Source organism: Mesorhizobium sp. f-mel, from assembly GCF_053850215.1.
This window is the reverse complement of record NZ_JBSPTO010000009.1, coordinates 43,697-62,773: the sequence shown is the minus strand read 5'-3', so window position 1 is coordinate 62,773 and position 19,077 is coordinate 43,697. Positions and strand designations below refer to the sequence as shown.

Here is a 19,077-nt window from a genome sequence, read left to right as displayed (position 1 = left end):
GCTCTTCCTGCAACGTCAGCGATTGGCCAAAGCGATGGCGACCTCCAATCTCCCCCCTTGCGGGCGAGATGTCCGGCAGGACAGAGGGGGGTGGGCAGGATCACCAGCCTCCGGCCGCTTTGGAGCGTCATCAGCCTGATGGCCAAATCGCGCATCCAGTTCATCTGCCAGAATTGCGGTTCGGTGCATCAGCGCTGGGCCGGCAAATGCGATGGCTGCGGCGAGTGGAATACGCTGGTCGAGGAAGGCACGTCCGGCGGCATCGGCTCGGGTCCGGCCAACACCCGCAATGTGCGCAAGGGCCGTGCCGTGGTGCTGACGACTTTGTCCGGCGATATCGAGGATGCGCCGCGCATCGTCTCCGGCATCGGCGAACTCGACCGCGCCACCGGCGGCGGTTTCGTGCGCGGCTCGGCCCTGCTGGTCGGCGGCGATCCCGGCATCGGCAAGTCGACGCTGCTCACTCAGGCTGCCGCAGCGCTGGCGTCCAAGGGCCACCGCATCGTCTATGTCTCGGGCGAAGAGGCGGTTGCCCAGATCAGGCTGCGTGCGCAGCGGCTCGGCGTCGCCGATACTCCGGTGGAGCTTGCCGCCGAAACCAATGTCGAGGACATCCTCGCCACCATCGCCGACGGCAAGCGGCCGGATTTGGTGATTCTGGATTCGATCCAGACCTTGTGGACCGACATGGCCGATTCGGCTCCCGGCACCGTCACCCAGGTGCGTGCCGCCGCCCAGGCGATGATCCGCTATGCGAAATCCACGGGTGCGGCGATCGTGCTCGTCGGTCACGTCACCAAGGAAGGCCAGATCGCCGGGCCGCGCGTCGTCGAGCATATGGTCGACGCAGTGCTCTATTTCGAGGGCGAAGGCGGCCACCACTACCGCATCCTGCGCACGGTCAAGAACCGCTTCGGACCGACCGACGAGATCGGCGTCTTCGAAATGTCTGATATGGGCCTGCGCGAGGTCGCCAACCCGTCCGAACTTTTTCTCGGCGAACGCCACGCGAAAGCGCCGGGCGCCGCGGTTTTCGCCGGCATGGAAGGCACAAGGCCGGTGCTGGTCGAGATCCAGGCGCTGGTGGCGCCGTCGTCGCTGGGCACGCCGCGCCGCGCCGTCGTCGGTTGGGACGGCGCCCGGCTGTCGATGACCCTCGCCGTTCTCGAAGCTCGTTGCGGCGTCCGCTTTGGCACGCATGACGTCTATCTCAACGTCGCCGGCGGCTACCGTATCTCGGAGCCGGCTGCCGATCTGGCGGTAGCGGCCGCACTGGTTTCCTCGCTCACCGGTCTTGCCCTTCCCGCCGATTGCGTCTATTTCGGCGAAATCAGCCTTTCGGGCGCCGTGAGGCCGGTTGCGCACGCGCAGCAGCGCCTGAAGGAAGCCGAAAAGCTGGGTTTTGGAAGCGCGGTTCTGCCCTTGGGCAGCGAGGAACTTGCCGGGGGGATAGGGGCCGGCGCTTTCCAGCCCACCGAGCTTGCCGATCTCGTGGCGCGCATAGCCGGCTCACGGCGCAGCCGCGCCGACGAGCAAGAGTGACGCGGCTCATGAAGTGGGGCAAAAGACATGCCGATTACGCTGCTTGACGGAATTCTCGTCGGCTTCACCTTGGTCTCGGCGATGCTCGCCATGGTTCGCGGCTTTTCGCGCGAGATCCTCTCCGTCGTCTCCTGGATAGCGGCGGCGGCTGCGGCGTTCTTCTTCTACCAACCGGTCCTGCCTTACGTTCAGCCCTATGTCGACAATGAGAAGATTGCCATGGTGGTGGCCGCCGGCATCGTCTTCATTGTCGCGCTGATTGTCGTCTCCGTCATCACCATGAAACTCGCCGATTGGATCATCGATTCCAGGGTCGGCGCGCTCGACCGCACGCTCGGTTTCCTCTATGGCGCGGCGCGCGGCATCCTGGTCGTCGCGGTGGCCCTGCTGTTCTTCAACTGGCTGGCCGGCCCCAAGGCTCCGGGCTGGGTCGCCAACGCCAAGTCGCGGCCGCTGCTCGAATCGATCGGCGCCAAGCTCGAAAGCCTGCTGCCCGAGGATCCGGAGAACGCGATCCTCAACAGGCTCAATCCGAATCAGCCGGCACCCGAGACCGGAGCCGAGACGCCTCCGGCGGCCGACGCGCCGGCGGCGGACGCGCCGGCAGCCGGCGACGATGCTCCGGCGCTCGACGGGAGCGCGACCGACGCGCCACCGGCCGACAATGCACCGGCCAATCCGGCGCCGGCAAACTGACGATCATGTGAAAGCCGCAAACTCTACGTTGCTCTCGGGCAGTCATCACACTATATAGCGACTTTAGCGGAGCTGAAGATGGCAGACGCAGACGACGTGCTTTCCGCCGAAGCTGACGATCATTTCCATGACGAATGCGGTGTGTTCGGTATTTTTGGCCGGCAGGACGCCGCGGCTATCGTCACGCTCGGCCTGCATGCGTTGCAGCATCGCGGCCAGGAAGCGGCCGGTATCGTTTCCTATGACGGCACCCAGTTCCATGTCGAACATCATGTCGGCCTGATCGGCGACACCTTCACCAAGCAGCGCGTCATCGACAGCCTGCAAGGCAACCGCGCGATCGGTCACACGCGCTACGCCACCACAGGCGGCGCCGGCCAGCGCAACATCCAGCCGTTTTTCGCCGAGCTCGCCGACGGCGGCTTCGCCGTCGCCCACAACGGCAACCTCACCAACGCCATGACGGTGCAGCGCGCGCTGCAGAAACAAGGCGCGATCTTCTCGTCGACCTCCGACACCGAGACGCTGCTGCATCTGGTCGCCACCAGCAGGGAACGCGATCTCAACTCGCGCTTCATCGATGCGGTGCGCCAGGTCGAAGGCGCCTTCTCGCTGGTGGCGATGACTTCCAAGAAGATGATCGGTTGCCGTGATCCGCTCGGCATTCGCCCGCTGGTGCTCGGCGATCTCGACGGCGCCTGGATCCTGGCTTCCGAAACCTGCGCGCTCGACATCATCGGCGCCCGTTTCGTGCGCGACCTGAAGCCCGGCGAGATGGTCGTCGTCACCACAAAGGGCATCGAAAGCCTGTTTCCGTTCGAGCCGCAGAAGACCCGCTTCTGCATCTTCGAATATGTTTATTTCGCACGCCCGGATTCATCGGTCGAAGGCCGCAACGTCTACGAGGTGCGCAAGCGCATCGGCGCGGAGCTGGCGCTGGAAAGCCCAGTCGATGCCGACATCGTCGTGCCGGTGCCGGACAGCGGCACCCCGGCGGCGATCGGCTTTTCGCAAGCCGCGGGCATCCCGTTCGAGCTCGGCATTATCCGCAATCACTATGTCGGCCGCACCTTCATCCAGCCTGGCGATTCGATCCGCCACATGGGTGTCAAGCTCAAGCACAACGCCAACCGCCGCATGATCGAAGGCAAGCGCGTGGTGCTGGTCGACGATTCGATCGTGCGCGGCACCACCAGCCAGAAGATCGTGCAGATGGTGCGCGATGCCGGCGCCAAGGAAGTGCACATGCGCATCGCCTCGCCGCCGACGCGCGCCTCCTGCTTCTACGGCGTCGACACGCCGGAAAAGTCAAAGCTGCTGGCGTCGCGCATGTCGGTGGAAGAGATGGCCGAGTTTATCCGCGTCGATTCGCTTGGATTCCTGTCGATCGACGGGCTTTACCGCGCCGTCGGCGAGGCCGGTCGCGACAATGAGCAGCCGCAATTCTGCGACGCCTGCTTCACCGGGCAATATCCGACCCGACTCGCCGACTTCGAAGGTTCGGACAATGTGCGCACGCTGTCGCTGCTGGCGGCGGGCGGGGTGTAGGTCTTGCTGGAACCCGCGAATTTCGCCGGTTTGCAAATTTCGTCGCGATTGCTGTGTCGCGCCCCTCTGTCCTGCCGGACATCGTAGAGCGCTAACCTTCGGAGCTGCCCGGTGAGCCCTGCCCTCGACCTTTCCGGCCGCGTCGCGGTCGTCACCGGTGCCTCGCGCGGCATCGGCTACTTCATCGCCCTGGAACTTGCCGCCGCCGGAGCGCATGTCATCGCGGTTGCCCGCACCGTCGGCGGACTAGAGGAACTCGACGACCAGATCAAGGCAACGGGGGGACAAGCCACCCTTGTGCCGCTCGATCTCGCCGACATGGCCGGCATCGACCGGCTGGGCGGCGCCATCCACGAGCGCTGGGGCAAGCTCGACGTCCTGGTCGCCAATGCGGCGGTGCTCGGCGTCATCTCGCCGATCGGTCATGTCGAGGCCAAGACCTTCGAAAGGGTGATGACCATCAACGTCACCTCGACATGGCGACTGATCCGCTCGGTCGATCCGTTGCTCAGGCTCTCCGATGCCGGCCGCGCCATCGTGCTTTCCTCCAACGCCGCCCATTCGGCGCGAGCCTTCTGGGCGCCCTATGCGGCGTCGAAGGCGGCGGTCGAGACCATGATGCGTTCCTGGGCGCATGAGACCGAAAACTTGGCCCTCAGGGTCAATGCCGCCGACCCCGGCGCCACCCGCACCGCCATGCGGGCGCAGGCAGTGCCCGGCGAGGACCCGGAAACGCTGCCGCATCCCCAGGAGATCGCCAAACGCATCCTGCCGCTGGCCAGCCCTGCGCTTAGGGAAACCGGGCTGATCTTCCAGGCCAAGCACAACCGCTTTGTTGCCTACCGGCAGCCGGAGTAGACGCATCGCGCAATTTGGCGGAAGAATTGCACCGCCACCGACGTTGTTGGAATGCCAAACGTTCGCAAACGGAGGACCACCATGCGCAAACTGCTTCTCGTCACCGCCGCTGCATCGCTAGCAGCCATCGGCGTTGCATCCTCGCAGGATGCAACGCCGATGAGCTTCTTCGTCACCAGCGTCGGCTCCGGCAAGGGCGCAGATCTCGGCGGCCTTGCGGGTGCCGATGCGCATTGCGGGTCGCTGGCCGAAGCGGCCGGCATTACCGGTAAACCATGGCGCGCCTATCTCTCGACCAGCGACACCGACGCACGCGATCGCATCGGCAAGGGACCGTGGTTCAACGCCAAGGGCGTCAAGATCGCCGACGATATCGCTTCGCTGCATAGCGATGCCAACGCCATCACCAAGCAGACGGCGCTCGACGAAAAGGGTGAAGTGGTCAACGGCCGCGGCGATAAGCCCAACCGGCACGACGTGCTGACCGGCTCCAATCCGGACGGCACGAAAATCGCCGACCAAACCTGCGGCGACTGGACGCTCAGCGGAGCAGAAGGTGCGGCAATGACGGGCCATCACGACCGCATGGGTCTCGACGATTCGGCCGCCGCCAAATCGTGGAATTCCTCGCACGCTTCACGCGGCGGGTGCAGTCAGGAGGCGCTGAGGAGCACCGGCGGCGACGGCCTGTTCTACTGCTTTGCCGTGAACTGAGCTGTTCCAACAAACACAGGACATCGCACGGCTGTGATGCGAACCACCGCCCCGGCCGCGCTTTCGCCGATCGCCCGGAGTTGATAGGATCGCCCGACTGCCACAATAAGCGAGGAAATTTCCATGGCTTCGAGCGTAGCGTTGGTCTGGTATCTGGTTATCGCCGGTCCGCAAGGCGGCATGGTGGTGCTGCCCAGCACGTTCGACACCCGCGAACAGTGCACCTCCGCCATCACCGAATATCAGAAGCAGCCGACGCCGGCCGGCTGGTCGGTGCAGTGTGTGCCGAGCGCCTCGCCGTTCGCCGACGAGGGCGAAAGTGAGTAGCCGGCGCGCGCGTTTCAGCACTTCGCACTGACCGTCAGTTCCGGCCTGGTTTTGATGGTCTGAAACACCACGCAGAAGCGTTCGGTCAGCTTGAGCAACGAGTCGACGCGCTCTTGTGGCTCGTCGGTGTCGAGGCCGAAATTCAGCCGGATGGCGCGGAAGCCGACCGGCGCATCTCTTGCCACACCTAAGGTGCCGCGAAAATCGAGATCGCCTTCGGCCTCCACCGTGGCGGCGCCGAGCTTGAACTCCAGCGCCGTTGCCACTGCCTTCAGCGTCACGCCGGCGCAAGCGACCAGCGCCTCCAGCAGCATGTCGCCCGAGCACAATTCGAGCCCCGAACCGCCAGTAGCCGGATGGAGGCCGGCAACGGCGAGCGCCCTGCCCGTCTCGACCTTGCAGGCGATCGACTGGTCGTCGATCGAGCCCTTGGCCCGAAGCGTGATCAGCGCGCGCGATGCGTCATCGCGATAGGCCTCCTTGAGCGGCGCCTGCATGGCCTTCAGTCCGGTGGCGTCCATGCCCAACCCTCCTCGACAGTCATTTTCATTCGCCCGTCGCAAAACTCGGCGAAAGGTGTCTTCAAGCTAGGAAACGGTCGTAATTCATGCCGGGGATGGAACAGGCTTGACCACAGCCTTGTCAATCGGCAGTGCGATCCTTTCAGGCCCTCAGATGGGGGAACTCGAACGAATGCCCTATTTCCCATCTGTCAGCGAGCGTCGGAGCTGCTCGTCGAGCCGCTCAAACTCCGCAGCCAACCTGTCGCAGGTAAGGCGGCCCGCTTCACAGCGAAGTTTCCGTTTTGCGATCCAGTGGCCCTGCCAATCCTTGCTAAGCCGCCTGCACGTCACAGCGGGATAAGCCTCCTCGGAGGGCTGCGTGAACACCCACTGCGTAAGCCCATCGTCCGAAACGAACAATTCGAAGCGGGTTGAAGGTTCCGATCGATGAAGGGCAGGGGATGTCTTCACCTGCCTGAAAAAATCCAGCGCGTCAGAACCGTGCAGATCGCACATCGTTGACGGCCCTCGCCCGTCACGGTGAACGGCTTCCGCCCCGTCATTAGCGTGCGAGCTGACCGCGCTTGTAAGCAGCATAGCACCCGCCACCAGGAATCCTCTCACTTCGCGCTCCTTCAAGAGGGATTCTTGCACGCTAGCATCCGGCGGTTTCATTGCCAGCCCCTGCCCCAACGCAAGCTCGCCGCTGGCGCAGCGCCGCGCAGTGTTTCGCCCGTGTAGCGTACGCCGTGGCCCTGATCGTCGCGGCCGCCGTGCTGATCATCGGCAACGGTGCGGCAACCCCTCCTGACGGTATGGTGTCAGGACAAAGGCAGCATAGTCTGCGATACAACGGGATCTCTAAGCATGCCAGGCACCACCGACACCGCCGCCGAGCGCACCCTTGGCATCATCCTGGTTTCGGCGTCGGCGGCAGTGTTCGGCCTCACCGGCGTGTTGACCAAGTCGATCCATGCCGACCCGCTGACCATCACCTGCTGGCGCGGCTTTGTCGGCTCGATCCTGATCACCCTCTATGTGCTTTGGCGGCGCCGCCGCTCCGGCAGGCGTGAAAGCCTGCGCCTCGGCTGGCGCGGCTGGCTGTTGGCGGTCGAGGGCGCGCTCGCCAGCATCGCCTTCATCTCGGCGTTCAAGTTCACCTTCGTCGCCAATGTCGCGATCATCTACGCCACCGCACCCTTTGTCACCGCGCTGCTTGCCTTCGTGCTGGTTCGTGAGCGCTTCCGGCTGCAGACGCTTGCCGCCGCCGCCGTGTCGCTCTGCGGTGTGGCGATCATGGTCTGGTCCGGCTTCGGCACCGGCCATCTGTTCGGCGACGGGCTGGCTCTGCTGATGACAATCGGCAGCGCGCTCTACATGATCATGGTGCGCGCTTTCCGCGACACGCCTGTGGTGTGGGCCGGGGCAGTGTCGGCATTCCTTTTGTTCGTGCTCGGCTGGTTCGTCGCCGATCCATTGGCGGTCTCAGCCAGAGACGCAGCGCTGCTCGTCGCCTTCGGCATGTCGTTCGCGCTGGCCTCTATTCTGTGGACGGAGGGCGCGAGGCTCATCCCGGCCGCCGAATCCGGCCTGCTGGGCTCGGCTGAGGTACCGTTCGCGATCCTGTTCGCCTTCGCGTTCCTGGCCGAGGTCCCGCCTGCCGCCAGCATGATCGGCGGCGCCATCGTGCTCTGCGCGGTGTTCGCCCATGCCGGGCGCGACTGGCAGGCGGCGAGGCAGCGTTCTGCGGTTGAAAAATCTGCCCCTGAAATAAATTTATAAAGTCATGGAACCATCATCGGGTTCAGGCATTGTTTAGGCCGACGGGTCATCCCAAGTCCCCCAAACCCCTCGGCCCGTCTAACCTATAGCCGACCGCAAGGTCGGCTTTTCTTTTCCGAAATCAGCCTGCGCCAAGGCAAGGGTGTCGCTGAACAGCGCAGCCAGCTCCTGTGCCGGCGGCTCGGCATCCTGGCGCAGCCGGATGGCGAACTCGGCGATGGGAACCTGCGGCAGCCCAAAGTCGCGCGGTGCTTCGACGATGCCGGATTGGGCAAAGCGCGCCGTCCGCAGCGTCAGCGCAATGCCGGCATTCACCGCCGTGCGCAGCCCGGCCAGGCTGGCACTGCCGGCGGCGACGCGGTAGCGGCGGCCGGCCGTGTCGAGTGCTGCGATCGCCGCGTCGCGAAAGCTGCAATGCGGATCGAGCAGTGCCAGCGGTACCTCGTCCTGGCGGGCGGCCAATCCCTTTTGCGAACAGAGCCAGAGCATCGGCTCCCTGAACAAGCCGACCTCGTCCGGCGCCGGCGCCTGTCGCATGGCGATCATCAGATCGAGGATGCCGGTTTGCAGTGCCTCGGCCAATTCGGCGGAGCGGCCGACGCGCAGTTCGATCCTGACGCGCGGATAGCTCGCGGCAAAGGCCCTGAGCAGCTCCGGGAGGCCGCTGTCGGCGAAATCTTGTGTCGTGCCTATGGCCACGCGCCCATCGGCTCGCACGCCCTTCAGGGCCAGCCACGCTTCGCGATGCACAGCAAGGATGCGCCGGGCATGGCCGACCAGATCCTCCCCGGCCGGCGTCAGGCCGCGGCCCCGCCCCTGCGGCACCAGAAGCGGTTCGCCGATAATATCCTCAAGCCGCTGCATCTGCGTGGTCACCGCCGACGCTGAGCGGCCGACAATTGACGCCGCCTGCGCCAGCGAGCCGCCATCGACGAAGGCGAGAAAGGTCTTGAGGAGGCCAGGGTCGAGTATCGGCATAATTCGATATTACCAAAGTGTCCTCGTTAAACAATTCGATTTTCATAATGGAAGAGCGATGGCAGAGATTTCTCACGGCGAAGAGATGCCGCGTAACCCGAGGAATGAAATTTATGCCGATCATCAATGTCAGCGTCACAGGCAAGCCCGATGCCGCTTTGTCCGCCGCTATCGCCAAGCAGGTGACCGAACTGACCGCAACGCATCTGCGCAAGGATGCGACCATCACCGCGGTCGCAATATCCTCTCATGACCCCGAGCACTGGTTCGCCGGCGGCAAGTCGCTGGCCGAGCATGGCGCCAACAGTTTCTGGCTCGACATCAAGGTGGTCGACGGCACCAACACCAAGCTTGAGCTGGAAGCCTATCTCAAGGCGATCTTCGCCGCATTTGGCCGCTTGCTGGGTGAGATGCACGAAGAAAGCTACGCCTTCGTGCACGAAGTGCCGGCCGCCGCCTATGGCTACGGCGGCAAGACACAGGAATTCCGTTTCATCAGCGGGAGGTTGAAAGCGGCGTGAGCAGCGCCGTTCAGTTCCACGCTCATCCGCTAGTAATTTTGTCGACGGTGAAGCGTGACAGGCCGGCAGCTTGCAGCCGGCCTGTCCGAGCAGCATTGACGTTGACCCCACTTCGTCTAGGTTCTCATCGAAGCGGTCAGGAAGAGCCGCGACGTGAAAATCTGTTGGGAGAGACGCGGCATGATCCTGACACTGGCGCTGCTTGCGGGGCTCGTCGCGGCCTGGCTGCTGATCGGCGTGGTGGAAAAATTTCGCCTCGGCCTGCGCTTCACGCAGGCGCTGCTTTATGTACCATTCAAGCTCGCCTATCGGATTGCCGACGGCCGCATCAACATCGCCCGCAACGCAGCCGCCCCGGTCATCTACGTCATTTCGCACCAGTCGCGCCTCGAACCGGCGCTGATGCTGTCACTGCTGCCGGAAGATACGCTGCACATTCTCGACCAGGCCTCCGCCAAGTCACCCTGGCTCGAACCATGGCGCGAGCTTGGCCGCACCATCGCCTTCAACGCAGAGCATATCTTCGTCAGCCGCCGGCTGGTGCGGGTGCTCAAGGGCAAGGGCCGCCTTGCCGTCTATTTGCCGGACGCGGTCGAGCCGGATATCAAGACATTTCGCCTGTTTCGCGCCGTTACCCGCATTGCCATGCAGGCCGATGCCCGCATCGTGCCGATCTTTGTCGCCGGCGCGCGCACGCTGCCGGTGTCGCTGACGCCGGCGGATAAGGCGCCGCGGCGCTGGTTTCCGCGCCTGTCGATCAGCGTGCTGGAGCCGATGACCATCGCCGAGCTGGTGGCGCGAAACCCTGATCAGTCCTCGAACACCAATGCGCTGTTCGACCGTTTCGCGGAAGCCCGGCTTTTCGGCAGCGATCTTAATCGCGGCCTGTTCCTCGCCATGCGCGACGCCGCCGACCGAGTCGGCGCCTCGCATCCTATCGTCGAAGACGTGGTCAGCGGCACGTTGAACTACAGAAAGCTGTTCATCGGCGCGCGGGTGCTGGGCCGCCGCTTCGAGGCGGTGACGGCGCCGGGCGAAGCGGTTGGAGTGCTGCTGCCCAACGCCAACGGTGTCGTGCTGTCGCTCATTGGCCTGTTGTCGGCGAGCCGGGTGGCGGCGATGATCAACTACACCGCAGGCCGGGCCAGCGTCACCGCCGCCGTGCGCACGGCGGAAGTCCGCACCGTGGTCTCGTCGCGAGCCTTTATCGACAAGGCCAACCTCGCTGACATCGTCGCGGCGGTGGAAGAAGGCGGCGCCAAACTGTTATGGCTGGAGGACGTGCGGGCCAGCGTAACCGTGCTGGACAAGCTCGCTGCCGCCTTGCTGTGGCGCTGGCCGCTGCAGCCGCAGAATGCGGCCAAGCCAGCAGTGATCCTATTCACCTCAGGCTCGGAAGGCACGCCGAAGGCGGTGGTGCTGTCGCATAGGAACCTTCTTGTCAACGCCATGCAGGCCGAAGCCCGCATCACTATCTCGCCGGCCGATATCCTGCTCAACGTGCTGCCGGTGTTCCACTCGTTCGGGCTCACCGGCGGCACCATCCTGCCGCTGGTCACCGGAGTGAAACTATTCCTCTATCCCTCGCCGCTGCACTACAAGCTGATCCCCGAGGTCGCACGCAAAGCAAGGCCGACCGTCATGTTCGGAACCGACACGTTCCTCGCCAATTATGCGCGCACCGCCAAGGACGGCGATTTCTCCAGCCTGCGCTTCATCGTCGCCGGCGCCGAGGCGGTGAAACCGGAGACGCGCCGCGTCTATCGGGAGCGCTTTCAGGCCGAGATCATCGAGGGTTTCGGGCTGACCGAGGCGTCACCAGTCGTTGCCGTCAATACCGCCATCCACGGCCGCGACGGCACGGTCGGGCGGCTGTTGCCGGCCATGCGCATGAAGCTCGAGCCGGTCGAGGGCATTAGCGGCGCCGGACGGTTGTGGCTCGACGGGCCGAATTTGATGATGGGCTACATAACATCAGATCGGCCCGGCGAATTGCAACCGCTCGACGGCTGGCACGATACCGGCGACATCGTTTCGGTCGACCGCGAAGGCTTCATCACCATTCGCGGCCGGGCCAAGCGCTTCGCCAAGATCGCCGGCGAGATGGTGTCGCTGGGCGCAGTCGAGATGCTGGTACAGTCGCTATGGCCGGAAGAGCACCACGCTGTGGTGGCGGTGCCGGACAGGCGCCGCGGCGAGCGCATCGTGCTGGTCACCACCGCTGATGAGGCCGACCCCGATGAATTGCGCAAATTCGGCAGACAAGCCGGTGCCGCCGATCTGATGGTGCCGAACGACATCGTCAAGGTCGAGGAAATCCCGGTGCTGGGTTCAGGCAAGACCGACTATGTCGCGACCCGTAAACTAGCGATTGAACGACTGGGGCTCAGCGCGGCAGCTTAACGCTTAGAGCGCTTTGCGTTTTGGTGGAACCAAAACCGCGCTCTAACTCTTTGTTTGACGCATTTTACCGGACGCCAAACGAACACGTTTGGCTGCAAATGCTCTAGAGGACCACAACCGACAACAGCAGGATGAACCCGACCGCTATCATCAGCAGGCCCGGCCAGTTCTGCGACAGGCCGAGGAAACCGAGCCCGCGCCGCCGCGGCTCAAGTGTCGGACCTGGCGCTGCGAGCTCTGGCGTCGAGCGATCCGGCGCCGCGCGAACAGGTGCCGGATCGCTGAGCCGCCCACGCCTTAAGGCGGCGCCAGCCATGTACACAACGCCAGCGACAATGAGCAACGCACCAATGAGGACGACAGCCATTTCTACTCACTCTTCTTCGGCTCCTGCGCCGGGCACAGCAACTTGAGAGGTTGGTAGCGAGACGTTTCGCGAGGTCGCCCGCTGAGACAGAACGGTCAAGATACCCAGCAGGTTCCCGCTAAAGCGGGATGCGTCCAAATTGATGGAAATCCCGCCCATTTATTTGTTTTAGCCGCATTTCTGCGACGCCAAGTGATTCCACTTGCTGTAAAATGCTTGCGGTGACCGTCGGAGCGAATTGGCGGCAGGACGTCAGCCGATGTCTGAAGGCGGCACCTTCTCGCCTTCGCGCTTGGCGCGCTTTGAATAGGCGCGGATGCTGAACGGCAGGAACAGCAGATAGCCGGCAACCGACGCCGTCAGCGTGTACCAGGGATAGGTCATCAACAGCAGGATGTAGAGAACGACGCCGAGGATGATCGGCAGCACCTTGTCGCCCGGGACTTTCAGGCTTTTTCCGGAATAGACCGGCAGCCGGCTGACCAGCAGGAAGGCTACCAGAACGGTGAAACCGGCGGCGATGAAGGCGGCAGGGCGGGACGGCTCCACGCCAAGCCGCAGGAAGAAGACATAAAGCGGCAGCATCACCAGCACGGCGCCCGCCGGCGCCGGCACGCCGACGAAATACTCGGTCTGCCACTGCGGGCGATCAGTTTCTTCGTCGAGCACGTTGTAGCGAGCGAGCCTCAGCCCGCAGGCGATGGTGAACAGGAGCGCGGCAATCCAGCCCGGCGAGCCGGCCTGGTCGAGCAGGAAAGCATAGAGCACCAGCGCGGGTGCGACGCCGAAATTGACGATGTCGGCCAGCGAATCCATCTGCGCGCCGAATTTGGACGTCGCCTTCAGCATCCGCGCCAGGCGGCCATCGATGCCGTCGAGGAAGGCAGCGAGCAACACCATCACCACTGCCGGCTCGAAACGGCCTTCGAAGCCGAAGCGGATGCCGGACAGGCCGGCGCAGATGGCGAGCACTGTGACGAGATTGGGCAGCACCATACGCATCGGAATTTCACGGATGCGCGGACCGCCGCTGCCATGCGCCTCGAATTTTTTGAACGGCGCGCCCACGGCTCAGGATACCCGCACGAGCGGCGTTGCAGCAATGCCGCCGAATTCGGCCAGTATGGTTTCACCGCCGACTGCGGTCTGGCCGACGGCGACACGCGGCGTTGCGGTCGAGGGCAGGAATACGTCGACACGCGAGCCGAAGCGGATCAGCCCGAAGCGCTCGCCGATGCCGATCGTGCCGCCGGTTTCGGCCCAGCAGACGATGCGCCGCGCCACCAGACCGGCGATCTGCACTGCGGCCACCGTGCCGTTAGGGCTTTCGATGACCAGACCGTTGCGCTCGTTGTCGGCGCTGGCCTTGTCGAGTGCGGCGTTGAGGAACTGGCCCGGCCGATGCTCTATCCTTGTGATGCGGCCGCGCACCGGAGCCCGATTCACGTGGCAGGAAAAGACGTCCATGAACACCGAGATGCGGGTCATCTCGCCGCCACCGAGGCCAAGTTCGCGCGGCGGCACTGCCGGCCCGACCGCCGTGATGATCCCGTCGGCCGGGCTCACCACCAGCCGGTCGTCGACAGGCGTGACGCGCTCGGGATCGCGGAAGAAATAGACGCACCAGGCCGTCAGGATGAGGCAGACCCAGAACAGGATCGACGAGAAATAGCCGAGGAAAAGCGTCACCGCTGCGAACGCAGCGATAAACGAAAAGCCTTCGCGATGGATCGGAACGAACGTTTTCTTGATCGTGTCGACGAGGTCCATGGGATGGGAACAGCCCTAGTTTCAGGTCCGGCCTCAATAGCGGAAACACCCTGTGGCCGCAACGCAACAATGGAGAAAGGCCGGCTCGGCTATTGATCCCGTTCACCGTCGATGGGACGCACAACAGCCGAGGACGACGCCGCCGTTACGCGGACGATGAGAGAGGTGGATCGACGCGTACGGCGCATTGAGCCGGTTCACGCGGCCAATCCTAATCTGGTGACGCAAAAAACCGCCGTCGCCGGCCCTCACCTGTCGGGACGGAGCACTCTCGCCCGTCCTTGGCAGGACAGCGCTTTCTCGTCGGCCCGTTAGCCGTGACGATTCGCGCAACCTGGAGGTTCTCGGTCCATGCAGAAAACAGCAGCCAAAGAAGTAAATGTCGTGATGAACGGTCCGGCGTTCGGCGAGTCGCCGCGCTGGCATGACGACAGGCTTTGGTTCTGCAACTGGGGGACCGGCCAGATCGTCGCCGTCGATGCCGAGGGCAACAGTCAAGTCATGCTCACCGTGCCGGCCACCCTGCCCTACTCGATCGACTGGCTGCCGGACGGCCGCCTGGTCGTCGTCAGCGGGCGTGAGGGGCTGGTGCTGCGGCAAGAACCAGACGGTACGCTGGCCACCCACGCCGATCTGCGAGGTCTTTCAACGAGCCCTTGGAACGAGATCGTCGTCGACGGGCGCGGCAACATCTACGTCAATGGCGGCGGACCGGCGCCGGCTCCTGGCCAGCATTTCGGCCCCGGCACCATCGTGCTCATTGCGCCGGACGGGTCGGTGCGGCAGGTGGCGGACAAGATCGCCTTCGCCAATGGGATGGCGGTGACGCCTGACAACAAAACATTGATCGTCGCTGAATCGCACGCCAACAGGCTAACCGCCTTCGACATCGCCGCCGATGGCAGCCTCGCCAACCGGCGGCGATGGGCCGACCTCGGCAACGGCTTTCCCGACGGCATCTGCCTCGATGCCGAGGGCGCGGTCTGGTATGCCGACGTCCCCAACCGGCACTGCGTGCGAGTGCGCGAAGGCGGCGCAATGCTCGACAACGTCGATGCCGATCGCGGCTGCTTTGCCTGCATGCTCGGCGGTGCCGACGGCAAGACACTGTTCATCGTCGCCGCCGAATGGCGCGGCTTCGAACACATGATCAGCGATGCCCGCACCGGCCAAGTGCTCAGCATCGAGGCTTCCGCGCCGGGCGCCGGCTGGCCATAAGGGCTACGACACCTCGGAGGGGCGGCGGCGGACAACGACGCCGAACTCGTCGCGCTCGCGAGCAATGCGCAGCCGCTCCTCGGCCTCGGTTGCCTCACGCTGGCGGTCCCACATCGACGCGTACAGACCAGCCTTGCGCATCAAGGCGGCATGCGTGCCGCGCTCGGCGATCTGGCCGTCCTGCAGCACGATGATCTCGTCGGCCGAAATCACCGTCGACAGCCGATGGGCGATGACGATGGTCGTGCGGCCCTTACTGACGAGGTCGAGCGCCGCCTGGATCTCCTGTTCGGTATGGCTGTCGAGAGCCGAGGTCGCCTCGTCGAGCATCAGGATCGGCGGCGCCTTCAAGATGGTGCGGGCGATCGCCACACGCTGCTTCTCGCCACCGGACAGTTTCAGCCCACGCTCGCCGACCATCGACCGGTAGCCGTCGGGCAGACGTTCGATGAACGGCCCGATCTGAGCGAGTTCTGCCGCCTTGCGCACATCCTCCTCGCCGGCATCGACGCGGCCGTAGCGGATGTTGTAGGCGATGGTGTCGTTGAACAGCACGGTATCCTGCGGCACCATGCCGATCGCCGCGCGCAGGCTCTCCTGCGTCACGTCGCGAATGTCCTGGCCATCGATCAGAATCTTGCCGCCCTGGATGTCGTAAAAGCGGAACAGGAGCCGCGAAATGGTCGACTTGCCGGCGCCCGATGGCCCGACAATGGCAACCGTCTTGCCGGCCGGCACTTCGAAGCTGATGCCTTTCAGGATCTTGCGGTTGGGATCGTAGGAAAAGTGCACGTCGCGGAACTCGACCTTGCCGGCGCCGACGACCAGCGGCTTGGCACCCGGCTTGTCAACGATCTCCTGCGGCACATCGAGCAGATCGAACATCTGCTCGATGTCGGTCAGGCCCTGGCGGATTTCGCGATAGATGAAGCCGATAAAGTTGAGTGGGACCGAAAGCTGGATTAGCATGGCGTTGATGAAGACGAAGTCGCCAACCGTCTGCGTACCAGCCTGCACCTCCAGCGCCGAAAGGCACATGACGATAACCGTGCCGAGACCGAAGATGACGCCCTGGCCGAAGTTCAGCCAGCCGAGCGAGGTCCATATCCTGGTGGCGGCGGCCTCGTAGCGCGCCATTGAACGGTCGAAGCGCTCGGCTTCCATGCTCTCGTTGTTGAAATATTTAACCGTCTCGAAATTGAGCAGCGAGTCGATCGCCTTGGTGCTGGCGTCGGTGTCGCTGTCGTTCATGTCGCGGCGAATGACGATGCGCCAGTCGCTCGCCCTGATGGTGAACCAGATATAGAGCCAGACCGTCACCGCCACCACAGCCACGTATTTCCATCCATAGGTGACGGCGAAGATGCCCGCTGTCAGCGCGAATTCGAGGATGGTCGGCAAGGTGTTGAGCACGGTGAAGCGGACGATCGTCTCGATGCCCTTGGTTCCGCGCTCGATGATGCGCGACAGGCCGCCAGTGCGGCGCTCGAGATGGAAGCGCAGCGACAGTTGATGCATGTGGATGAACGTGCGGAAGGCGAGCTGGCGCACCGCATACTGTCCGACGCGGGCAAACAGCGCGTCGCGCAACTGGTTGAAACCGAGTTGCACCAGCCGCACGACATTGTAGGCGATGACCAGCATGACCGGCGCCAGCAGGAAAGCCGGCAGCGGCGGCACCGACTTCGCGTCACCAGCCAGCGCATCGGTTGCCCATTTGAAGAAATAGGGGCCGGCAACCAGTGTCAGCTTGGCGACGACCAAAAGCACGGTCGCCCACACCACCCGTGCCCTGAGGTCACCACGGTCGGCCGGCCACATGTATGGCCAAAGATTGCGCAATGTCTTGAAGGTCGAACCGGATTCAGCGGAAACGGTTTTTTCGGCCATTTTTATCGCCTTTTTCTTATATCTTACTGCTTGCCGCCATCTTTTCCGAAAACCGGCTTCCACTTTTCGCTGACGCGGTCCTTCGATTCGGGACCATGATCTAGCGGCCGGAGCAGCACGAATTGACGAGCGCGGTAAGCGATGCGGAAACATTGGCGAGCGCATCGCTGTCGACTTCATAGCGCGAGCGTTGCCGGTCCGGCTTGTAGCGGACGAGCCCGGCGTCGACCAATACCCTCAGGTGCTGTGAAACCGTGGACTGCGCCAGGTCGAGATGGTCGACGACCTCCCGGCAGCAGCAGGAGCGGCTGGCCGAAAGGTGCCTGAGGATCTCGATCCGGGCCGGATGCGAAAGCGCGGCGAGCTTCGCGGCCACGGACTGGCTGTCGGCGAAGCCGCAAGTCTTCTCGGTCAAGGGAGCATTCATCGTTTATCGGCGATAGACGATGAACGAGCTTTCCGCAAGAGGGCGGAAAGAAGAAAAAGATTTCTAATCAGCCTTCGTCGGGGCCGTCGTCATCTGGTCGCCCATCGCCTTGAGGTTGGCGGCTTCGCCTTCCTGCGATTTTTCCGGAACCTTGAACACCTGCCCCGGCCAGATGCGGTCGGGATTCCTGATCTGATCCTGATTGGCGAGGTAGATGGTCGAATAGCGCACGCCTTGGCCATAGACGCGCCGCGAGATCTGCCACAGCGTATCGTGGCGGCGGATAATAACGGCGCTGTCGGCGTGTTCGAGCTTCGGCGCCGCGGTCTCGGGAATTTCAGCCGATGTGGCGGCAACTGCGGGCGCTTCGGCTGCGATTGCAGCAGGCGCGCCAGCGGCGGAGGATGGCGTGGCAGGTTTCTGCTCGGCGGGCGCCACGGCGGCGACCGACTCGCCCGGCTCGCGCTCGAACGGCACGGCGGCGCGGGCCAGCACCTTTGCCCCGTCGGCATCGAGTGCGTCGACATGGATGGTGTAGGTGCCAACGGGAATGCTGCGCGTCGCCTCGACCAGGAAGTGGCCGTCGGGCGAAGTTTTCGCGTCGCCGAGCAAGATATCGTTGGCATAGGCGCGCACCTTGCGGCCGGGATCGGCGAGCCCGGCGACGAAGATCTTGTTGCCGTCGATCTCGATGGCTTCGACGACGATCTTTGGCCCTGCAGCTGGTGTCGCCGGTGCGACAGGCATGTCCGGAGCCGGCGCGGGGGCGACTTCGGCAGTGGCCGGCGCCGTGGCAGCCGGTGCGCCTGGGGCCGGTGCTGCGGCAGCGGGGTCCCCGGCAGCGGAGTCCTCGGCAGCCGGGGCGGCCGCCTTGTCGCCAACAGGCGCTTCAGGCTTCTTCTCGGGTGTAGGAACGGTGAGCAATTCGGAGGCCCTGCCCGGCTCTTCGATCATCGCCAGCACCTGGCCAGCAGGACTCTGGGGAATCGAGACGACGGCTGTCTGCGCCGAGGGGGTCACGACATTGCCGGTCATTGAGCGCAGCGCGATCGTGTAATCGCCGGGTTTCAGCGGATCGTCGAGAACGATGGCAAAAGCACCATCGGCGCCGGCGACCGTCGAGCCGAGAACCGTCGAACCGTTGAGAATCTCGACCTTGGCGCTGGGTGCGGCATTGCCGGCGACGACGATAGAGCCCTTGATCTCGACCCGAACAATATCGAAGGTCGGCGCGATCGCATCGGCCGTGGCCGGCGCTGCCGGTGCCCTCGCATCTGTGGCCGGCGCGGGCGAAACCGATCCATCGGTCCCCGGCTCGGCCGGCTTCTCCGCCGGCGGCGTCAGCGATGCCACTTCCGCCGGTGGCGCGCGATTGAGATACGGGTCGAGCGCGCCCGACACATAGGCGGTTCCCGCCGCGGCGACGGAGCCGCCGACGGCGAACAAAAGCGCCTTTACTGGATTAATTGTCATATTTCCCTGCCCTTAGCCACCTAATGCCGGTCTAGCCTGTTTTGCCCAAACCGACAAGAA

Annotated in this window: 18 protein-coding genes; 10 read left to right on the top strand and 8 right to left on the bottom strand. The window is 64.1% G+C overall.

Translation table 11 applies throughout. The features are described 5' to 3' along the window. Nucleotides 1–138: 138 nt before the first annotated feature. The 6 genes from radA to ACWUKX_RS13985 all read left to right on the top strand — a co-directional run bounded on the left by radA (nt 139) and on the right by ACWUKX_RS13985 (nt 5,685). The gene (gene radA / locus ACWUKX_RS14010) at nt 139–1,542 is read left to right on the top strand and encodes a DNA repair protein RadA (protein ID WP_456007586.1); all 1,404 of its coding nucleotides are present in this window, start codon (nt 139–141) and stop codon (nt 1,540–1,542) included. Nucleotides 1,543–1,569: 27 nt separating this feature from the next. Further along, nucleotides 1,570–2,238: a CvpA family protein gene (locus ACWUKX_RS14005; protein ID WP_029354407.1), complete on the top strand. Its 669-nt coding sequence runs from the start codon at nt 1,570–1,572 to the stop codon at nt 2,236–2,238. 78 nt (nt 2,239–2,316) lie between these two features. Then, on the top strand, nt 2,317–3,786 hold the full coding sequence (gene purF / locus ACWUKX_RS14000; protein WP_456007419.1) for an amidophosphoribosyltransferase: 1,470 nt from the start codon (nt 2,317–2,319) through the stop codon (nt 3,784–3,786). Nucleotides 3,787–3,897: 111 nt separating this feature from the next. Continuing rightward, nucleotides 3,898–4,644: an SDR family NAD(P)-dependent oxidoreductase gene (locus ACWUKX_RS13995; protein ID WP_456007417.1), complete on the top strand. Its 747-nt coding sequence runs from the start codon at nt 3,898–3,900 to the stop codon at nt 4,642–4,644. 81 nt (nt 4,645–4,725) lie between these two features. Further along, nucleotides 4,726–5,358 carry a hypothetical protein gene (locus ACWUKX_RS13990; protein ID WP_456007415.1) on the top strand — a complete coding sequence of 211 codons (633 nt, stop codon included), beginning with the start codon at nt 4,726–4,728 and terminating at the stop codon, nt 5,356–5,358. 123 nt (nt 5,359–5,481) lie between these two features. Continuing rightward, a complete protein-coding gene (locus tag ACWUKX_RS13985; protein ID WP_029354411.1) occupies nt 5,482–5,685 on the top strand; it encodes a hypothetical protein in 204 nt (67 codons plus the stop codon). 14 nt (nt 5,686–5,699) lie between these two features. Here ACWUKX_RS13985 and ACWUKX_RS13980 read toward each other — a convergent pair whose 3' ends face one another. Continuing rightward, complete coding sequence (locus ACWUKX_RS13980) at nt 5,700–6,206, bottom strand: OsmC family protein (RefSeq protein ID WP_456007413.1); 507 nt, start codon at nt 6,204–6,206, stop codon at nt 5,700–5,702. Between the two features lie 849 nt (nt 6,207–7,055). Between ACWUKX_RS13980 and ACWUKX_RS13975 the strand changes: the two genes are divergently transcribed. Then, a complete protein-coding gene (locus ACWUKX_RS13975; protein WP_456007411.1) occupies nt 7,056–7,970 on the top strand; it encodes a DMT family transporter in 915 nt (304 codons plus the stop codon). 78 nt (nt 7,971–8,048) lie between these two features. Here the strand turns inward: ACWUKX_RS13975 and ACWUKX_RS13970 are convergent, their stop codons facing one another. Continuing rightward, nucleotides 8,049–8,948: a LysR substrate-binding domain-containing protein gene (locus ACWUKX_RS13970; RefSeq protein ID WP_456007409.1), complete on the bottom strand. Its 900-nt coding sequence runs from the start codon at nt 8,946–8,948 to the stop codon at nt 8,049–8,051. 113 nt (nt 8,949–9,061) lie between these two features. Here ACWUKX_RS13970 and ACWUKX_RS13965 point away from each other — a divergent pair, with 113 nt between their 5' ends. After that, complete coding sequence (locus ACWUKX_RS13965) at nt 9,062–9,469, top strand: tautomerase family protein (protein WP_456007407.1); 408 nt, start codon at nt 9,062–9,064, stop codon at nt 9,467–9,469. Nucleotides 9,470–9,649: 180 nt separating this feature from the next. Then, entirely contained in the window at nt 9,650–11,872 is a 2,223-nt protein-coding gene (locus ACWUKX_RS13960; RefSeq protein WP_456007405.1) for an AMP-binding protein, read from the top strand. 103 nt (nt 11,873–11,975) lie between these two features. On the opposite strand, the gene ACWUKX_RS13955 is transcribed toward ACWUKX_RS13960, so the two are convergent. The 3 genes from ACWUKX_RS13955 to ACWUKX_RS13945 form a co-directional block, all read right to left on the bottom strand. Then, the gene (locus ACWUKX_RS13955) at nt 11,976–12,239 is read right to left on the bottom strand and encodes a hypothetical protein (protein ID WP_456007403.1); all 264 of its coding nucleotides are present in this window, start codon (nt 12,237–12,239) and stop codon (nt 11,976–11,978) included. 252 nt (nt 12,240–12,491) lie between these two features. After that, nucleotides 12,492–13,307 carry a CDP-alcohol phosphatidyltransferase family protein gene (locus tag ACWUKX_RS13950; RefSeq protein WP_456007401.1) on the bottom strand — a complete coding sequence of 272 codons (816 nt, stop codon included), beginning with the start codon at nt 13,305–13,307 and terminating at the stop codon, nt 12,492–12,494. A 3-nt stretch (nt 13,308–13,310) separates the two neighbouring features. Beyond that, nucleotides 13,311–14,009 carry a phosphatidylserine decarboxylase gene (locus ACWUKX_RS13945; protein WP_456007399.1) on the bottom strand — a complete coding sequence of 233 codons (699 nt, stop codon included), beginning with the start codon at nt 14,007–14,009 and terminating at the stop codon, nt 13,311–13,313. 351 nt (nt 14,010–14,360) lie between these two features. On the opposite strand from ACWUKX_RS13945, the gene ACWUKX_RS13940 reads away from it, so the two are divergent. Continuing rightward, on the top strand, nt 14,361–15,227 hold the full coding sequence (locus ACWUKX_RS13940; RefSeq protein WP_456007397.1) for an SMP-30/gluconolactonase/LRE family protein: 867 nt from the start codon (nt 14,361–14,363) through the stop codon (nt 15,225–15,227). Between the two features lie 3 nt (nt 15,228–15,230). Here ACWUKX_RS13940 and ACWUKX_RS13935 read toward each other — a convergent pair whose 3' ends face one another. From ACWUKX_RS13935 to ACWUKX_RS13925, 3 genes are all read right to left on the bottom strand, one after another. Continuing rightward, entirely contained in the window at nt 15,231–17,117 is a 1,887-nt protein-coding gene (locus tag ACWUKX_RS13935) for an ABCB family ABC transporter ATP-binding protein/permease (RefSeq protein ID WP_456007395.1), read from the bottom strand. 100 nt (nt 17,118–17,217) lie between these two features. Then, nucleotides 17,218–17,544 carry an ArsR/SmtB family transcription factor gene (locus tag ACWUKX_RS13930; RefSeq protein WP_456007393.1) on the bottom strand — a complete coding sequence of 109 codons (327 nt, stop codon included), beginning with the start codon at nt 17,542–17,544 and terminating at the stop codon, nt 17,218–17,220. Between the two features lie 63 nt (nt 17,545–17,607). Continuing rightward, on the bottom strand, nt 17,608–19,017 hold the full coding sequence (locus tag ACWUKX_RS13925; RefSeq protein ID WP_456007391.1) for a LysM peptidoglycan-binding domain-containing protein: 1,410 nt from the start codon (nt 19,015–19,017) through the stop codon (nt 17,608–17,610). Nucleotides 19,018–19,077: the final 60 nt, after the last annotated feature.